This window comes from Aeromonas sp. CU5, from assembly GCF_002586745.1.
Taxonomy (GTDB): domain Bacteria; phylum Pseudomonadota; class Gammaproteobacteria; order Enterobacterales; family Aeromonadaceae; genus Aeromonas; species Aeromonas sobria.
The window spans coordinates 2,805,211-2,821,856 of sequence record NZ_CP023817.1; the positions used below are offsets into that span (position 1 = coordinate 2,805,211).

Below are 16,646 nucleotides of genomic sequence, written 5' to 3' on the forward strand. Positions count from 1 at the left end.
CGCGTCTCCCGCCAGATAGCCGCCGCATTATTGCAGCAGACGATCGTGATGCTCGGCACCACGCAACATAGCCTGAACCAGCTCGTTGGCTTCAAATTTGGTCAGCGCCTCATGGGCCCCCACCTGGTGGGCCCGCTCGACGCTGATCTCGCTGGAGAGCGAGGTGTGCAAGATGATATAGGCACCCGCCAGCTTGCTATCACTTTGCACCTCAAACGCCAATTCATAACCATCGAGCCCTGGCATTTCAATATCGCTGACCAGAATGTCTATCGGACTCTTCTGGCTGGCTCGCTCCTGCATCAGGCTCAACGCATCCTTACCGTTCGAGCGGACCTCATAGGGAATATTGATGTAGTCGAGGGCGGCCATCAGTTGACGGCGGGCGACGGAAGAGTCATCGACCAGCAGGATCCGCATCGGCTTGATCCGCTCCCGCTGCACATCGGTCAACACCGGATAGAGGTGGCTGGGATCGTCCGGGTAGACCCGGGAGAGGATCAGCTCCACATCCAGCAGCTGGATCAGCTGATCATTGACTCGGGTTACCCCGGTCACGAAGACATTGTGGCCGAGTGCGGCTGGGGGCGACTCGATGTCACGCCAGTTACACTCGGTGATCTTATCGATACCCCGCACCAGAAAACCCACCAGCGTCCGGCGGCAGTCGGTAATGATGATGAAGCAGTGCGCCAGCTCCTCCTGACTGACTGGGCGATAACCCACCGCCATCGCCATATCAATCACCGGAATCGTAGCACCACGCATGTTGGCGGCCCCCAGCACAGTGGGGTGCGAATGAGGAAGCGCAGTCAGCCTGGTATAAGGCACTATCTCCTTCACCTTGAGGGTACCGATGGCAAAGGATTGTTTGGTCGAGAGATGAAACAGCAACATGCCCTGGGATTGATTGGCTTTGCTCGTCATGGCAGATGTCCTGTTGGTCAAAACGTTGGCACTCACTTCGGGCCGCTAGCATATAGGATCACAGGCGGTGACCCTTCCTTGTTAACGACCACTTGGCAAAAAACTGAACTAGTTCAGCTAATTAAATTAGCGCGATAGCCGAGCAAGCCGGCGATCACTCGCCACTCCCGCTAACGCCCCATTGCTGGCAGGCGGCTTGCAGCGCTCCCTCATCAGCATAACCCAGCTTGCTGGCAACCACGGCTGGCTTGCTACCGCCCTTGAGCAGTCTGAGTGCCTGCAGCAGTTGCCACTGCTGTTGCAGAGCAAGCCCTTCTACTGGCAGTTCGGCCTGTTGTGCCCACTGTTGCAGGCCCTCTGGCCTGCCATTGGCCAGCGCTTGCCAGCATGCCTGCAAACTCGGCTCCCCTTGCTGGCTAATGGTGCACTGTTGCAGCTCATCCAGGATCACCTGAAGCCGCTGACCATATATCCCCTGCCACTCTTGTGGCCGCTGCCACTGGGCCAGCGAATCGAGTAGCGCATCGAGCAGCGGGGTGGTCTGCAACCACCCGGCCTGGTGCGGTTGCTCAACCCGCAGCGAGACGCTCAGTTGATCATAGTGGCAACCACTGAGCGGGCTGAACGCGGCGAGGGCATCGGCGCAGAGCCAGAAGCAACGACCTGCGGGCAACAATAGCTCATGCTGGCCCAGTCTCAGCAGCGCGGCGCCCCGGGTTATCCGCAACAGTTGCCCGACCGGGGTCCGTTTGCGGTTGCCCGCCTGCAAGCCGTGGCAAGAAAAATGGTGGTATTCGATGGCATGATGCATGTAAAAACCCTGATATGATGCTGCCTGGAGGTAACAAAAATGGAAACCAGACGTAAAAAACGCTTCATTGCCGGTGCAGTCTGCCCGGCGTGCGGCAAGTTGGACAACATGATGCTGTATCTGGAGCATGGAGTCGAGAAGGTGACCTGCGTCGCCTGTGGCGATACCCAGGTGCAAACCCCTGCCGAAGTCGACAGCCTGACCCGCGAGGCGGAAGAGGTGATCGGGGTATTCCGCCCGTAATAGCCACTACGACTACCGGAATGAGACTCACCGCTGCAGTTTATGCCGTTTTTTTCGACATTATTGCGCCAGCCATGGCATATGCGCGGCTCATTTTTTAAGGTATTCTGAGCCCGTTTTTTTCTATCCGCAGGATCCTGACATGAAAGTAGCTCCTCTGAGCGTGGTTACGCTGGAATACACAGTCACCGACGAGCACGGTGAAGTCATCGACAGCACAGTTGGCAAAGAGCCGCTGGTCTATCTGCACGGCACCCGTTACCTGGTCTCTGGCCTGGAAGCCGAGCTGGAAGGTCGCGCGGTAGGTGAAGCCTTCGAAGTGACCCTGGCCCCCGCCCAGGCTTACGGCGAGTATGACGAGACTCTGGTACAAGAAGTGCCGGGTGAGCTGTTTGATGGCATGGAAGTCTCCGAAGGGGATACTTTCGTGGCTGAAACCGATGACGGTCACCGTCCGGTCACCGTGGTTGAAGTCTCGGAAGAGTTCGTCAAGGTAGATGGCAACCATCCGCTGGCGGGCGTGACGCTGCGTTTCAAGGTCGAGATCCAGGACGTGCGCGCTGCCACTGCTGAAGAGCTGGCACATGGCCATGTCCATGGCGATGAAGGTTGCGGTCACGACCATGGTCATGATCACGATCACGATGATCACCAGCATGGCGGCTGCTGTGGCGGTGCTGGTCACGGTCATGACCACGGCCACGATCACGGCGCTGAAAAAGGCCATGGCGGTTGCTGCGGTGGTGGCGGTTGTGGTGGCAAGGGCCATCAACACTGATCACAGCTACGCTGATGATAAAAAAACCCGCGATTATCGCGGGTTTTTTATTGGCTGGCGACCGGGATTGACAAGGTTGCCTGACAGCGGAAATTGCCTGATCAGTAGTGCGGTGGCGGCGTCTCTTCGGCCATGCTGGCGATCTGGCTGGGCTGTACACTTTGCAGTTTGTCGATCAGCAGCTGGATCTGGTATTTGAGCCGGTCGAGCTCACGGCCCTGGGTCGTCACCTCCCCATTAAGTTGCTCTACGGTGTACTCCGCATAAGCGAGACGGGTTTCCAGGGTTTCGATGCGATCGTTAAGTTGCTGACTCATGGGCCTTCGGGTCCTTACTTGATTGTCCAGATTTCGGCCAGCCCACTGGAACTGGCACTGATCAAGTGACTATTGTCGCGCAAAGCGACGCCATAGACCACTGCACTGGGCGGTTTCACCTTGGGTTGCGGCGAGACGCGCCAGCGCTGCAGCAGGGCGCCATCGCTCACTTGCCACAGGGAGAGCTGGCGGGAAGGGGCGCCGGTGATCAGCCACTTGCCATCGTTGACAAAGCGGGCGCTGGTGTAGACCTCGAAACGGTGATCATATTGCAGCTGGCTCACCTCCTTGCCGGTTTTCAGATCCCAGATGCTGGCCCGGCTGCTGTCGGCGGTGAAGGCATAGCGACCGTTCGGCTCCAACCTGGCCATGACCACCCGGCCACCATGGTTAAAGCGCCAGATAACCTGACCGCTGCGGGTATCCCATAAATAGGCGCTGTAGTCATTACCGCCCGTCAGGGCGTAGCGACCATTGGCCGACAGATCCACCGTATTGATCTGCTCGGTATGCCCCAAAAATTGCAGGCGACGGCCACTTTGGGTATCGAGCCATTCCGCTTTACCATCTTCCCGCCCGATCAGCACGTAGCGCCCGTTAGCAGATAGCGCAATATCCCTCAGCTTGGATTCAGGAAGAGAGTAGTAACCTTGGGATCGTCCATCCTGTAACCGCCAGGTGGCAAAGGTGTCAGTTGTTGCGGTAACGGCATGGCTATTGTCTTCGGAGAAACGGGTAATGAAAACCAGATCATCCGGCGAGTCAGACTGCTTCCAGCGCCAGCGCTGGCGGTTCTGCTCGAGATCCCAGACAATAATGCCCTGACTGATGCTGGAAACGATGGCCAACTTGCCGTCACTGGCCAGATCAGCGGTCAGCAGACCGGTGCTGGCGAGGGTCAATTGCTGGCTGGGTTGGGAGCTCTGCTCGCAACCAGTGAGCATTAAACAGAGGCTCACCAGATAAATAGCACTTTTTATCATTTTTGCGGTCTCATGCTTTTGTTACCTGCGATCACGGCGTTAGTATAAGGCGCTTATCACGATAAACCTCTCATTTCACGATGAAACCGAGAGCGGTATTTGGAGTTTGGAGAAACTGATGAACAAATTTCTGAAGGTGTCCCTGTTGGCTGCTGCGGTTGCCGTCGGTCTGACTGCTTGCCAAAAAGACGAGAAGCCTGCTGCGGCCAATACCGCCGAAGTAAAGGCAGAGGCCAGCAAGCCTGCAGAGGGCACCAAAGCTGAAGCCAAGAGCTTTGAAGAGCAATCCGGCTACGCAATTGGCCTCTCCATGGGTCGTTATATCGCTAACACCCTGGAGCGTCAGCAGGAACTGGGCATCAAGCTGGAGAACGCCGTGATCCTGAAAGGGGTGACCGACGGTCTGGGTAAAGAAGCCAAGATGACTGATGAAGAGATCCAGAAAGTACTGCAAGATTACGATGCCAAAATCAACGAACTGACCAAGGCCAAAGCTGAGAAAGATTCTGTTGATAACCTGAAAAAAGGTGACGAGTATCTGGCTGCCAACGCCAAGAAAGAGGGCGTGAAGAGCACCGAATCCGGCCTGCAATATCTGGTCGAGAAGATGGGTGATGGTGCCAAGCCGAAATCTACCGATATCGTCAAGGTTCACTACACCGGCACCCTGACCGATGGCACCAAGTTCGACAGCTCCGTCGATCGCGGCGAGCCAGCCACCTTCCCGCTCAACCAGGTTATCCCGGGTTGGACTGAAGGCGTGCAGCTGATGCCTGTTGGCTCCAAATTCAAGTTCTTCCTGCCGTCCAAGCTGGCCTATGGCGAGCACGGTGCAGGCTCCATCCCGGCAAACGCCGTGCTGGTGTTTGACGTAGAGCTGCTGGCGATTGAAAAGCCGGCCGCTGACGACGCCAAGAAGTAATGAAATACCTGTAGTAAAAACGGCTCCTTAGGGAGCCGTTTTTACTTGTATATGCCTTATAATCGCGAGATAACAGGGTTTCCCTGCGTTGGGTATAAACGCTGGTGCAGACAAAATAGATCGCAAAATCAAATACAAGGATGACTCCAGTGGCTGAAAACAAACCGCGTGTTCTACTGGTGGAAGATACCCGAAGTCTGGCGGTAGTTTATGAACAGTACCTGCGGCTGGAGGGGTATGAGGTGTTACTGGCCGACTGCGGCCAGCAGGCGCTTGCACAGTTGCAGAGCAGCCCACCGCCCGTGGTGCTGCTCGATCTGGAGCTACCGGATATGTCCGGTATGGATATTCTGCAGATGATCACCGAACAACAGCTGCCTTGCGCCGTAGTGGTGATCACCGCCCACGGCTCGGTCGATGTGGCGGTGGAGGCGATGCGCCTGGGTGCCTTTGATTTTCTAACCAAGCCATTCGATAGCAAGCGGCTCTGTGCCACCGTTCGCAATGCCCTGAAGCATCAACAGTTAAGTTCGCTGGTCGCCCACTATAAGGAGAACTTCGAGCGCAGCTCATTTTTCGGCTTTATCGGCGCATCTATGCCAATGCAGGCGGTCTATCGCATCGTCGAGAGCGCGGCGCCCAGCAAAGCGACCGTTTTTATTACCGGTGAGAGCGGTACCGGCAAAGAGGTGTGCGCCGATGCGATTCATCAGTGCAGCCCCCGCAGAGATCAACCTTTTATCGCCCTCAACTGCGCCGCCATTCCCCACGATTTGATGGAGAGCGAAATCTTCGGCCATGTGAAAGGCTCCTTTACCGGTGCTCAGGGGGATCGCAAAGGAGCAGCCAGTCTGGCCGATGGCGGCACCCTGTTTCTGGACGAGATCTGCGAGATGGATCTGGACCTGCAGAGCAAGCTGTTGCGCTTTATCCAGACCGGCACCCTGCAGCGGGTCGGCAGCGGCAAACTTGAAACCGTCGACGTGCGTTTTATCTGCGCCACCAATCGTGACCCGCTGGTGGAGGTCAAGGCTGGCCGTTTCCGTGAAGATCTTTACTACCGGTTGCATGTTATTCCCCTCAGCCTGCCAGCCCTGCGGGAGCGAGGCGAGGATATCCTGCTGCTGGCACGCACCCTGTTGCAGAGTTATGCCAAAGAGGAGAACAAGCGCTTCAAGGATTTCGACCCCAGCACGGCCAGGGTGCTGATCGACTACCCCTGGCCCGGCAACGTCCGCGAGTTGCAAAACGTGGTGCGCAATATCGTGGTGCTAAACGACAAGGAGCTGGTCAGCCCGGATATTTTGCCACCACCGCTCAATGGGGTTCGTCCCCAACTGCCAGCGGCGATTGCCGCGGCAGTCGCATCGACCGCGGTTGTCAATGGGGCGGCAAGCGGGCCGATCCGTCCGCTCTGGATAGTGGAAAAAGAGGTGATAGAACAGGCCATCGCCAGCTGTGACGGCAATATTCCCAAGGCGGCGGCGCTGCTGGAGATCAGCCCCTCCACCATCTATCGCAAGAAGCAGGGTTGGGAAGAGGCCAGCCTGACCTGAGTGAGCGGCACTATCCCTGGTGCCGGAGCGGAATCGACCAAGAGGATCATGACATTGCAGCAAGTGAGGGGCGGCGCGAGCCGCTCTCTCTATTTTCGGGGTACTCAGAGCTTGGCGAGGTGCTTGAGGCGAGCCAGTCGCTCCGCCTCATTGGCCTTGAGCCAGCCATCCCGTGATAGCAGGAACCAGGCGCGGGCAAAATATTCTGCCGCTGCCGGATCGTCCAGTGCCAGCGCGTTTTCACCCATCTCCTCAAACAAATAACCATCCTCAGGCTCGCCAGCCTCTGTCATGTCGACTTTGAGCTGCACCAATTCAGCCAGCGCAGCCTCATGCAGACCTTTTGCTCGGGTCAGCCGGGCCAGACTCCAACGGGCGATAAAGGCCTTGGCCAGATTGTTGTGTTGCAGATGCCAGGCCAGACACTTCTGTTGCAGAATGTTGGCTTCATCAAAGCGGCCCAGTTCGAACAGGGTCCAGCCCTGATTGTTATAAAGCGTGGCCAGCCAGCCGCGCACCTTCTCATCGCTGCTGCGCTCCGCCAGCTCCATCGCCAGTTGATGCCAGCGGCTCTGCTCTTCAAGCGGAGCCGAGATGGCCACCATGTGTGCGGCGTCGATGGCGAGATAGAGCTCCTTCTCCTTGAGGCCCAGCTGCCATGCCTGTTCAAACAGGGTTCTGGCGCGGGCTTTGTCACCTGCCGAGTTAAAGGTGCGACCCCGCTCCAGCAGGGCTCTGATCCTGGCCCTTGGTGTGGCGTCGCCGAGCCGGGGTGCTATCTCGTCGAGCAGCTGGTGAGCTTGTTCAAACTGGCGTTGCAGCGAATGGGTGCGGGCGATCTGGGTCAGCAACTCCAGCTCGAGTTGCAGGTCGGCGGCGGTACGCGCCTCAGTAAGCAGAGCGTGAAAACGCAGGGCGGTGGCGGCGGGATCCTGATAATCCCACTGCGCCATGAAATCGGGCGGATTGTCCATCTGGCCTCCTGGCTGGCGATCCTTTCACCAAGATGCCTGCAGGCCATTGTTTGTACAAGGGGGGCTCGTCACAGAGCCCCCTTTGGGTCATGTCAACAGCAGTGGTCAGCCGGTCAGTAGACCATGGCCAGGCTCATCAACATCAGACCGAGCGCTGCAAAGACCCCCTCCTTGATGGCGAGACGGGGCACCAGCGCCTTGGGCAGCGCAGGAAACAGGCTCAGTGCAAAGCCAAGCCCCGGCATCAGCCAATGGAACGCCGGATTGCGCAAGGCGGGATCGGCCGCACCATTGATGATGATCAACAAAATAAACAGGGTGAAGGCGGGCAGGATAAACCAGCGAACTCCACTGGCAGCGACCGCGCGCAGCGGCGAGATGCGATAGAACAGCATGGTCACCAGAAACAACACAAAAGGGGCCAGCAAATAGAGCGGTGCGGGGTTCATAACATTTTTCCTGAAAACAAGTCGTCTGAAAATCGGGGGCAGGCACAACAGGCGCAGGATTTAAGCACTCTTCGCGGGTGATGACCAGCTGCCCGGGCCCGGGCTGTGAAGAGGATCCCGGGCAAAGGTTTGCTACCGGCGGCTTTAGCTGCGCCAGAACCAGGCTGCGGCAAAAACCAACCAGCTCAGCCCTAGCAAGACCCACGGAAGTGGATGCTGACGAGTCACTTCTACCAATTCGATCTGGTCGTCCTGATCCTCTGGCAGTGGTGTGCCCTGTGACTGTTTGGCTTTGCTCTGCAGCTTCTTTTGGCGACTCGCCTCACGGGCCCGCGCCTTCATCTGCTTCTTGTACTCATCGATGCCTTTCTGGATCCCTTGCGCGATAAGTTGAGTCTGCTCTTTGGTCTGCCCCGGCTTCTGGTTGGCACGGGCAATCTTCACCGCTTCCTGCTGGGTCTCGGGGGAAACTTTGTCATACTTGGCCATCAATTATCTCCTCGGGCATGGCTGGCTGGGGAGTATGCCATAAAAGCTGCGCATTCAGGCCTGCCTCTTGCTCCCCCCCCATAGCTAACGGCCTGCAGCCCCTCCCCTGACAATCCACAAGCCCAGCTGCCTAGATACCCAGATGCCACAAGCAGCAGACATGGGCCCAACAGGTTTGCATATGCCAATAGGTTGTCGGCCAGATGGGGTAAATCGGGGATGGCCCACCATTCAGGTCAAGGGCGCGAGTTGAAATGCAGATAAGACGTGGAGGAAACAGCACTCCGCAATGTGACAAACATCCCCACCAAGGTGGGGAGCTATTTGTTGCACGCAACCAGGCGGCGTCAGTCATCATGGTACCCCCCGTGCTTTTTATGCTTCTTGTGCTTTTTGTGGTGCTTATGATGGTGATGATCATCGTCGTCATCGTAATAACGATCCTGACTCTTGTGACCGTCGCCGGTTTTGGCGCCGATGGCCGAACCACCCGCCCCGCCGACCCCGGCGCCGATCAGTTGACCGGTATCGCCGCCGACACTCTTGCCGATGGCGGCACCGCCCAGCGCCCCCACCGCGCCGCCAAGGGCCGCTTCATTCTTGTTGCCCTTGTTGGCCGTCGCCGCGCCACCGGCAGCACCGCCCAAGGCAGCCCCCACCAGCGCACCGGTGTCGCCCCCCAGCTCCTTGCCGATCATGGTGCCCGCCACCCCGCCAGCCCCGCCACCGAGAATGGTGTTGAGGGTCTCGGAGGCGTGGGCTGCCGTGCTGCCCAGCAATAACGCCCCCAGCAAAGCCAGCGCGCGAATGCCACCTCTATTCATCTCCATGGATACTCCTGTCAAACCTGATTAATTTCCCTGCACTATTAACCTGCACTATACAAACCGGCAAGTGGCAAGCCAGTGGGGGCCTGGCGGCGAGTAGCTCTTCGCTTGAAACCCAGTTTCAGGAATGACCCGAAAGATTGAATTCAATCACTTGAATAACCAAAAGAAAATTTTCATTTCACAGGAATGACGCGGCCCTCGGCAGGGCCGGGAGGCTGTCGCAGCCCCGCCCCGACTGCTGGCGATCGGACAGCTCCTGTCACCAGCGCGGGGTTGGGTAGCACAATCTCAGCCGTGCTGGCTGCCCAGCTGCTCGATGATGGTGCTGCGCAACAGAGCACGCCCCGCGTCGATGCGGGTCGATCGGGAGAGTCCTTTGGCCCACATCAGCGCCAGCGTACGACTCAGCACCGGCTGATGCAGATCCACCACCTTGAGCTGGGGATCACAGAGATGGGCGGTATAGAGTCTGGGCAGGATGGCGATGGCCAGCCCCGAACGCACCAGACCGTGCAGGGTCTCGACATAGTCGGTGGTGTATCTGGGCTTGAGCCCGGGCAACTGGCTCTGGGCTAGCCCGTTGACCTGTCGGCTGACGTTGCCTCTGGCAAACAGAGCGATATCGCGGCGGGTCAGTTGCTGCCAACTGATGACATCCTCCGTTGCCAGCGTGTCCTGCCGGTTGACCACCGCCACCAGCGCATCGTCCAGCAGCGGCGTGACCTCCAGCGAGTCGGGCAACTCGCCATCCAGCACGCCAATCCCCGCATCCAGCGACCCCTCGGCCAGCGCCTGCAGCAGGCCATCATTGGTGTGATCCTGAAACTCGACCCGCAAACCGGGAAACTGTTGCTGCAGCCGAGCGGCCGCCAGCGGGAACATCAGGGCGCAGGCCGACGGGATCAGGCCGATACGCAGGGTGCCATCGCCCCCTTCGGCCATCACCTGCTGCATATCGGCAAAAGCGGCGTGGGCCACATTGAGCAGCCCCTTGGCGTGGGGCAGGATCGCCTCCCCTTGCTCGGTGAGGGTGACCGCCTGCGCGGTGCGGTGAAACAGTTTGCCGCCGAGCACAGATTCAATCTGGCGCAAGGCACTGCTCAGGGCGGGTTGACTGATGGCCATCTGGTTGGCCGTTTCGGTGAAGTGGCGCAGCTGGGCCAGGGTGACAAAATACTGGATCTGCTTGAGAGAGAGCACAGGCAAACGGCGCCAGGGTTCAGACATGGAAGAGACAACCGGAGAAAACGTTTGCAGCAGCATAACCCTTTCTTATCCAGTTATAAATTCTTTGCGCTATGCACGGGCCAATCCCCTCCCTAAAGTGTGCCCATTATTCCCCTTCTCAGGCCATCTCCTTCATGTGTGAACAAGATGCATCCCTCAACTTGCGCCGCCGCGCCGTACAGGCTGCCCTCGGCGAAGCCCCCTTCGATCTGCTGCTGACCAACGCCAAGGTGATCGACATGGTGACCGGCGAGATCCGCCCCGCCGATGTGGGGCTGGTCGGCCCGCTGATCGCCAGCGTTCATCCGGTCGGCACCTGCCAGCAGGCGAGCGAGATCCACGATCTCGCCGGTGCCTATCTTTCACCGGGGCTTATCGACAGCCATGTCCATGTGGAGAGCTCCCACCTCACACCGGAGCGCTACGCCGATGTGGTGGTCGCGCAGGGCACCACCACCATCTTTTGGGATCCCCACGAGCTGGCCAATGTGCTCGGGCTGGCGGGGGTGCGCTACGCCATCGACGCCAGCCGCAACCTGCCGCTGCGAGTGATCTGCGCCGCCCCCTCCAGCGTTCCCTCAACGCCGGGTCTCGAGATGTCGGGCGCCGAGTTTCATGGCCCCGAGATGGCGACCATGCTGGAGTGGCCGGAGGTGGCGGGGATCGCCGAGGTAATGGATATGCAGGGGGTGCTGGGCGGCAGCGAGCGGATGACCGGCATCCTGCACGCCGGTTTGCAACGCAATGCCCTGATTGAAGGGCACGCCCGGGGCCTAAGCGGCAACCGGCTGCAAGCCTATCTGGCTGCCGGGGTTAGCTCGGATCACGAGCTCACCTCGGCAGCCGATGCACTCGAGAAGCTGCGGGCCGGGCTCACCTTGCAACTGCGCGGCTCCCACCCCTACCTGCTGCCGGAGATCGTCACGGCGCTGAAACAGCTACCCCACCTCTCCTCCCAGATCACTCTCTGTACCGACGATGTGCCGCCCGACATGCTGCTGGAGAAGGGAGGCATGATCGCGCTGGTCAAACTGCTGGCAGAGCTGGGGCTGGCAGTGCCCGATGTACTGCGAATGGCCACCCTCAATGCCGCCATCCGCCTGCAACGCAACGATCTGGGGCTGGTTGCCGCGGGTCGCTGCGCCGATCTGGTGGTGTTTGACAACCTCACCGATCTTAACCCGCTCTGGGTCTACAGCGGCGGCCAGCGGGTCGCCCGCCATGGCGCCATTCTCACCCCCGCCAAGCCTGTCGCTGGCTGCCAGGCGCCGCGCGATACCATGCAGATCCCCCTGCGCACTCTGGAAGACTTTGTCATTCGAGTGCCCGGACTGACTGCGGGGCGTGCCCGCTTCAAGACCATCAAGGGGGCCCGCTTCACCCAATGGAGCGAAACCGAAGTGGAGGTCAAAGAGGGTCAGGTGATTGTGCCGGAGGGGTTTAGCCTGATCTCGGTGCAACACCGTCACGGCCGCCATCAGGCGGGCACCCGGCTGGCGCTGCTGGAGGGATGGGGCGAGCTGCAAGGTGCCATCGCCACCAGCTACTCCCACGACTCCCACAATCTGGTGGTGCTGGGGCGCGACCCGCAAGAGATGATGCTGGCCGCCAACACCCTGATCGCCAGCGGAGGTGGCATGGCGGTCGTCCAGCAGGGTGAGGTGCTGGCCCACGTCGCCATGCCCATCGCGGGCATGCTCTCCGACCTGCCAGCCAGCGAGCTGGCGGCCAGTTTCCACGCCCTGCGGGAAGTAAGCGGCCGGGTGGTGGAGTGGGAGCCCCCCTACCGGGTCTTCAAGGCCATAGAGGGAACCTGTCTCGCCTGCAATGCGGGGCCCCATCTGACCGATCTCGGCCTCACCGACGGCCTGACCCGCGAGATCGTCGACCCCTTCATTTGCAGCTGGCCCCATGCCGATGCCCGCCAAGCCGATTAACATCGAGGAGAACAGAGTGAACCCTGTCGCCATTATTCTGGATACCGACCCCGGCATAGACGATGCCGTTGCCATCGCCGCCGCCCTCTTTCACCCCGGGGTCGCGCTGGCGCTCATCACCACGGTCGCTGGCAACGTCGATGTCAGCAAGACCACCCGCAACGCCCTGCGCCTGCTGCACTTTTTCGACAAAAAGGTGCCGGTGGCGCAGGGGGCCAGCCAGCCCCTTGTACGCCCCCTCGATAATGCCAGCCACATCCACGGTCACTCCGGCCTAGATGGTTACGAGTTTGCCGAGCCGCAACAACAGTTGCTGCCGATGCATGCCGTCGAAGCCATGAAGGCCACCCTGCTCGCCAGCGAACAGCCCATGACGCTGGTGCCCATCGGGCCGCTGACCAATATAGCCCTGCTGCTCACCCTGCACCCCGAGTGCCGGGAGAAGATCGAGCGGATCGTGCTGATGGGCGGCTCGGCTGGCCGGGGCAACCACACCCCCAATGCCGAGTTCAACATCTACGTGGATCCGGAGGCGGCCCACATCGTCTTCAGCAGCGGCCTGCCCATTGTGATGTGTGGGCTCGATGTCACCAGTCGGGCCACCCTGACTGGCGAGATGATTGCGATGCTGCCAGCCCTCAACCGCACCGGCGCCATGCTCCACGCCCTGTTCGGCCACTATCGCGGCGGCAGCATGCAGACCGGGCTCAAGATGCACGATCTCTGCGCCATCGCCTATCTGGTGCGCCCAGATCTGTTCACCACCCAAGCCTGCCATGTGGCCATCGAAACCCGGGGCGAACACACCCTGGGCACCACCTCGGTGGATATCAACAACCGGCTCAAGCGGCCGCCCAACGCCGAGGTGTGCCTCGATATCGACGTGCCCGGATTCAGAGCCTGGTGCATGGAGACCCTTGCCCGCGCCATCTGATCCCGAACAGCCAGCTTGCTGGCCAATTCATATCAAGAAGAGAGTGTTGGAACCATGCTGGAAATAATTGTCAGCACCCTGATCCTAGTCATCTGCGGCTATCTCATCGCCAAAAACTACGATGCCAAGATAGTGCTGTTTGGTGCAGGTTTGCTGCTGATGTTCGCCGCCGTAGGACTGGGCCACCCGCTGCTGCCTGAGGCACAGAGCAGCGGCCTTAGCTGGCTCGATCCCTTCGTCCAGATCAAGCAGATCTTCATCAGTCAGATGGGCAATGTCGGCCTCACCATCATGGTGCTGTTCGGCTTCTCCAGCTACATGAGCCACATCGGCGCCAACGACGTGACCGTCATGCTGCTGACCCGCCCCTTGAGCCGCATCCGCTCCCCCTATCTGCTGGTGCCGGTGATCTTCCTCTTGGGCAACCTGCTCTCGCTGGTGGTGCCGAGCGCCGCCAGTCTGGCGGTGCTGCTGATGGCCACCCTCTATCCGGTGCTCAAGGCGTCGAATATGTCCTCCCTCACCGCCGGGGCCGTCATTGCCACCACAGCCACCATAATGCCAAGTCCGCTGGGGGCCGATAACGTGCTGGCTGCCCAGAAGCTGGGGATCCCGCTGGTGGAGTACATCGTCTCCTACCACGCGCCCATCTCGCTGCCGACGCTGGCACTGATGGCAGTGGTGCACTACTTCTGGCAGAAGGCGATGGACAAGCGCCAGCAGGCGCGCGGCGGACTGGAAGAGAAGGATGAATCCCTCGCCCTGCCCACCGGCTTGCCGCCCGCCTACTACGGCCTCTTCCCGGTGCTGCCACTGGTGCTGGTGCTGCTGTTCGGCATCTGCTTCACCCACATCTCGCTGGGGCTGGTGGAGATCACCTTCGTCTGCCTGCTGCTCACCATAGGGGTGGAGCTGCTGCGCAAAGGCAAGATCAAGGAGACCAGTAAGGAGTTCGCCATCTTCTTTACCGGCATGGGGACGGGTCTGGCTCAGGTGGTGTCGCTTATCGTGGCGGCCAGCATGCTGGTGGAGGGGCTCAAAGCCATCGGTATCATAGATACCCTGGTGGACAGCGTGAAGCACATCGACGGGGTCGGCTCCATCCTGATGTTCTTCTTCTCCGGTACGGCGGCGCTGATCGGCTTTATCAGCGGTAGCGGGCTAGCGGTCTTCTACTCCTTTATCAACATCATTCCCGAGATCACCGAGAAGGTCGGGGTCAACAGTGTGTCAGTGGCCCTGCCGATGCAGCTCACCGCCAACCTGATCCGCTCCATGTCGCCGGTAGCCGCGGTGATCATCGTCATCGCCTCGATCACCGGCAGCAACCCCATCGAGATCATCAAGCGCACCTCGGTGCCCATCATCTCGGGCATCATCTGCTGCCTGACCCTCTCCTACCTGCTGTTCAGCTAGCACCTGCCCCGCACACAGGCGATCAACGAGATTGCCTGTGTGTGGGATATTTAGAGGCTGTTGTCATCAGACAACTTATTGTCAGGATTGATCCTTGCGGCTCACCTCGCCCCTGCCGAGAGATGCCAACAATCCCGCCCGCTGTGCTTGCTTTGATAAAGCAGCACATCGGCCCGTTCAAATAGCGCGGTGCCATCCTGCTGATGGCTGGCGCCCCCCGCACTCAGGGTGACCCGCCCCTTGAACTCGCGCCACTCCTGACTGCGTACCCGATAGAGCAGATGAACCAGAGCGGCTTCCAGCTCACTGCGCTCAAGTTGCACCAATGCGGCAAATTCATCGCCGCCAATCCGGTAGACCGCATGTTCGCCAAACTCTTCGGCCAGAATGTGGGCAACCCGAACCAACACCTGATCACCAAAGGCATGACCCAGGGTGTCATTGATCCCTTTGAAGCAATCCACATCGAACAGCAGCAGCCAAAAATGCAGTTCGGTCTGCTCAAGCGCCCGTTTATGTTGTTCGAAAGCGCGCCGGTTCATGCTGCCGGTCAGCGGATCACGCAGCAGCAAATCCTGATCCTTGAGAAAGGTGGCCCGCACCTGCTCTATTTCACTGAGGCTGCTGTGCACAAACCAGGTATTTGCTTCTGCAACCGGCTCGGTCGCTGCCGGATCCTGGACAATCCAGCTCAGTGAACCGGATACCAATGCCTGTTCCTGACGAAATATCCGCACCAGAAAACCTATGCTGAGAAACCAGATCAAAAAAAGTGATAACAGGGGCAGCACCACCATCAAAAGGGACTCTTTGAGGCCGTCACGAAAGACTGATGGAGGTAAATAGATGTTGAGATCCCAACCAATCTCTTCCAGCTCACGCTTGATATGAGTGCCATGCCAAAGCACATCGAGGCCAAACCCGTTGTGCCCGTCCACCACTTTCTCCGCCTCTGTATCCAGCAGTTCAAGATGGCTACCCACGATCAGCTCATTACTGCCGCGCAGGGTGAGATAGAGCGCAGCAGGGTTGTTCCCTACTGTTCTTTGCAGCGCCTGCTGCAATGTCTTGAATGACATGTCCACCATCAGCAACCCCAGCAGGTGACCCTTGTCATCTCGCACTCGTTTGACCAAGGTAAGGATCAGCTCTCCGGTGCTGTATTCGGGATAAGGGCCAAGCCAGACCGTCTTATCCCCTGGCAGAGACAGCACCTTGTACCAGGGGCGCACCGAGGCTCGATAACCGGAAGGCCGCACCCACTCGGGATAACAGCTGATCAGGTCAAACCGTGGATTGTAAAAATAGATGTAATGACTGTTGCGCTTGATCTGATGAGCAATGGCCCAACTTGGGTTGTTGGCCGGCTCACCACGGGCAATCGCCTGTTTATCCAAAGAAGCTTCCAGCACAGCGAGCTGCCGCTCATTGACCTGCACCATTTCATGGATCAATGCGGCTTCAACCGAGGAGGCCATATGACCAAAACCCGCCACCGTCTTGTCGATATCACGCACATAGCTGGCTGCCGCCAGGATCAGCGTTGCAAGCAGCACCAGGATCCCCAGCACAAAGGAGAGAAGAGCGAGTACGTAATAGCGTCTATTAAGGGGAAGCCGACTCACATCACATCCATAGACCAGATTGATAAGGACTGATTTTAGGGCGATATCCACTATGAATTATTGATTGCCGTCAGATCTGAACGGTTCAAATGGCAACATTCATATTAGCTATGAATCAAAAATCTCGGGTCCAGTATCAACTATCAGGAAAAAGCATCATCACTCCCGGTTAACACTCTGATCTTGAGAGGGTGGTATAGTCTATACCTTGAGCGATTGGAGCCGGAT

17 protein-coding genes are annotated in these 16,646 nt (G+C 59.0%); 7 read left to right on the plus strand and 10 right to left on the minus strand.

What is annotated here, in order from left to right; all coding sequences use genetic code 11:
• Positions 1–27: 27 nt before the first annotated feature.
• Complete coding sequence (locus CK911_RS12340) at positions 28–927, minus strand: chemotaxis protein (protein ID WP_068978041.1); 900 nt, start codon at positions 925–927, stop codon at positions 28–30.
• Between the two features lie 154 nt (positions 928–1,081).
• Positions 1,082–1,738, minus strand: coding sequence for a hypothetical protein (locus tag CK911_RS12345; protein WP_098970261.1), 657 nt, complete (start codon positions 1,736–1,738; stop codon positions 1,082–1,084).
• Positions 1,739–1,777: 39 nt separating this feature from the next.
• Between CK911_RS12345 and CK911_RS12350 the strand changes: the two genes are divergently transcribed.
• Entirely contained in the window at positions 1,778–1,981 is a 204-nt protein-coding gene (locus CK911_RS12350) for a YheV family putative zinc ribbon protein (RefSeq protein WP_042022874.1), read from the plus strand.
• A gap of 142 nt (positions 1,982–2,123) precedes the next feature.
• Complete coding sequence (gene slyD / locus CK911_RS12355) at positions 2,124–2,759, plus strand: peptidylprolyl isomerase (RefSeq protein WP_068978043.1); 636 nt, start codon at positions 2,124–2,126, stop codon at positions 2,757–2,759.
• Between the two features lie 101 nt (positions 2,760–2,860).
• On the opposite strand, the gene CK911_RS12360 is transcribed toward slyD, so the two are convergent.
• Together CK911_RS12360 and CK911_RS12365 are read right to left on the minus strand one after the other, a co-directional pair.
• Complete coding sequence (locus CK911_RS12360; RefSeq protein WP_042022871.1) at positions 2,861–3,076, minus strand: SlyX family protein; 216 nt, start codon at positions 3,074–3,076, stop codon at positions 2,861–2,863.
• 14 nt (positions 3,077–3,090) lie between these two features.
• Positions 3,091–4,059 (minus strand): WD40 repeat domain-containing protein, encoded by a 969-nt coding sequence (locus CK911_RS12365; RefSeq protein WP_098970264.1) that lies wholly within the window; start codon positions 4,057–4,059, stop codon positions 3,091–3,093.
• A gap of 118 nt (positions 4,060–4,177) precedes the next feature.
• Between CK911_RS12365 and fkpA the strand changes: the two genes are divergently transcribed.
• Both fkpA and CK911_RS12375 read left to right on the plus strand, forming a co-directional pair.
• The gene (gene fkpA / locus CK911_RS12370; RefSeq protein WP_042022868.1) at positions 4,178–4,981 is read left to right on the plus strand and encodes an FKBP-type peptidyl-prolyl cis-trans isomerase; all 804 of its coding nucleotides are present in this window, start codon (positions 4,178–4,180) and stop codon (positions 4,979–4,981) included.
• A gap of 149 nt (positions 4,982–5,130) precedes the next feature.
• Complete coding sequence (locus CK911_RS12375) at positions 5,131–6,537, plus strand: sigma-54 dependent transcriptional regulator (protein WP_098970266.1); 1,407 nt, start codon at positions 5,131–5,133, stop codon at positions 6,535–6,537.
• Between the two features lie 104 nt (positions 6,538–6,641).
• On the opposite strand, the gene CK911_RS12380 is transcribed toward CK911_RS12375, so the two are convergent.
• From CK911_RS12380 to CK911_RS12400, 5 genes are all read right to left on the minus strand, one after another.
• The gene (locus tag CK911_RS12380) at positions 6,642–7,511 is read right to left on the minus strand and encodes a tetratricopeptide repeat protein (protein WP_098970269.1); all 870 of its coding nucleotides are present in this window, start codon (positions 7,509–7,511) and stop codon (positions 6,642–6,644) included.
• 113 nt (positions 7,512–7,624) lie between these two features.
• A complete protein-coding gene (locus tag CK911_RS12385; protein ID WP_098970271.1) occupies positions 7,625–7,960 on the minus strand; it encodes a hypothetical protein in 336 nt (111 codons plus the stop codon).
• A 144-nt stretch (positions 7,961–8,104) separates the two neighbouring features.
• Positions 8,105–8,449 (minus strand): DUF2956 domain-containing protein, encoded by a 345-nt coding sequence (locus CK911_RS12390; protein WP_098970274.1) that lies wholly within the window; start codon positions 8,447–8,449, stop codon positions 8,105–8,107.
• A gap of 347 nt (positions 8,450–8,796) precedes the next feature.
• Positions 8,797–9,279, minus strand: coding sequence for a hypothetical protein (locus CK911_RS12395; protein ID WP_098970276.1), 483 nt, complete (start codon positions 9,277–9,279; stop codon positions 8,797–8,799).
• 288 nt (positions 9,280–9,567) lie between these two features.
• Positions 9,568–10,506, minus strand: coding sequence for a LysR family transcriptional regulator (locus CK911_RS12400; protein WP_098972639.1), 939 nt, complete (start codon positions 10,504–10,506; stop codon positions 9,568–9,570).
• A gap of 134 nt (positions 10,507–10,640) precedes the next feature.
• Between CK911_RS12400 and CK911_RS12405 the strand changes: the two genes are divergently transcribed.
• From CK911_RS12405 to dcuC, 3 genes are read left to right on the plus strand one after another with little or no spacing between them, the layout of a single operon-like run.
• Positions 10,641–12,443, plus strand: coding sequence for an adenine deaminase (locus CK911_RS12405; protein ID WP_098970278.1), 1,803 nt, complete (start codon positions 10,641–10,643; stop codon positions 12,441–12,443).
• A gap of 16 nt (positions 12,444–12,459) precedes the next feature.
• Positions 12,460–13,377: a ribonucleoside hydrolase RihC gene (rihC, locus tag CK911_RS12410; RefSeq protein ID WP_253860323.1), complete on the plus strand. Its 918-nt coding sequence runs from the start codon at positions 12,460–12,462 to the stop codon at positions 13,375–13,377.
• A 54-nt stretch (positions 13,378–13,431) separates the two neighbouring features.
• Positions 13,432–14,793, plus strand: a complete 1,362-nt coding sequence (gene dcuC, locus CK911_RS12415) for a C4-dicarboxylate transporter DcuC (protein WP_098970281.1) — start codon at positions 13,432–13,434, stop codon at positions 14,791–14,793.
• Positions 14,794–14,894: 101 nt separating this feature from the next.
• Here the strand turns inward: dcuC and CK911_RS12420 are convergent, their stop codons facing one another.
• On the minus strand, positions 14,895–16,418 hold the full coding sequence (locus CK911_RS12420) for a sensor domain-containing diguanylate cyclase (RefSeq protein ID WP_098970283.1): 1,524 nt from the start codon (positions 16,416–16,418) through the stop codon (positions 14,895–14,897).
• Between the last annotated feature and the right edge of the window lie 228 nt (positions 16,419–16,646).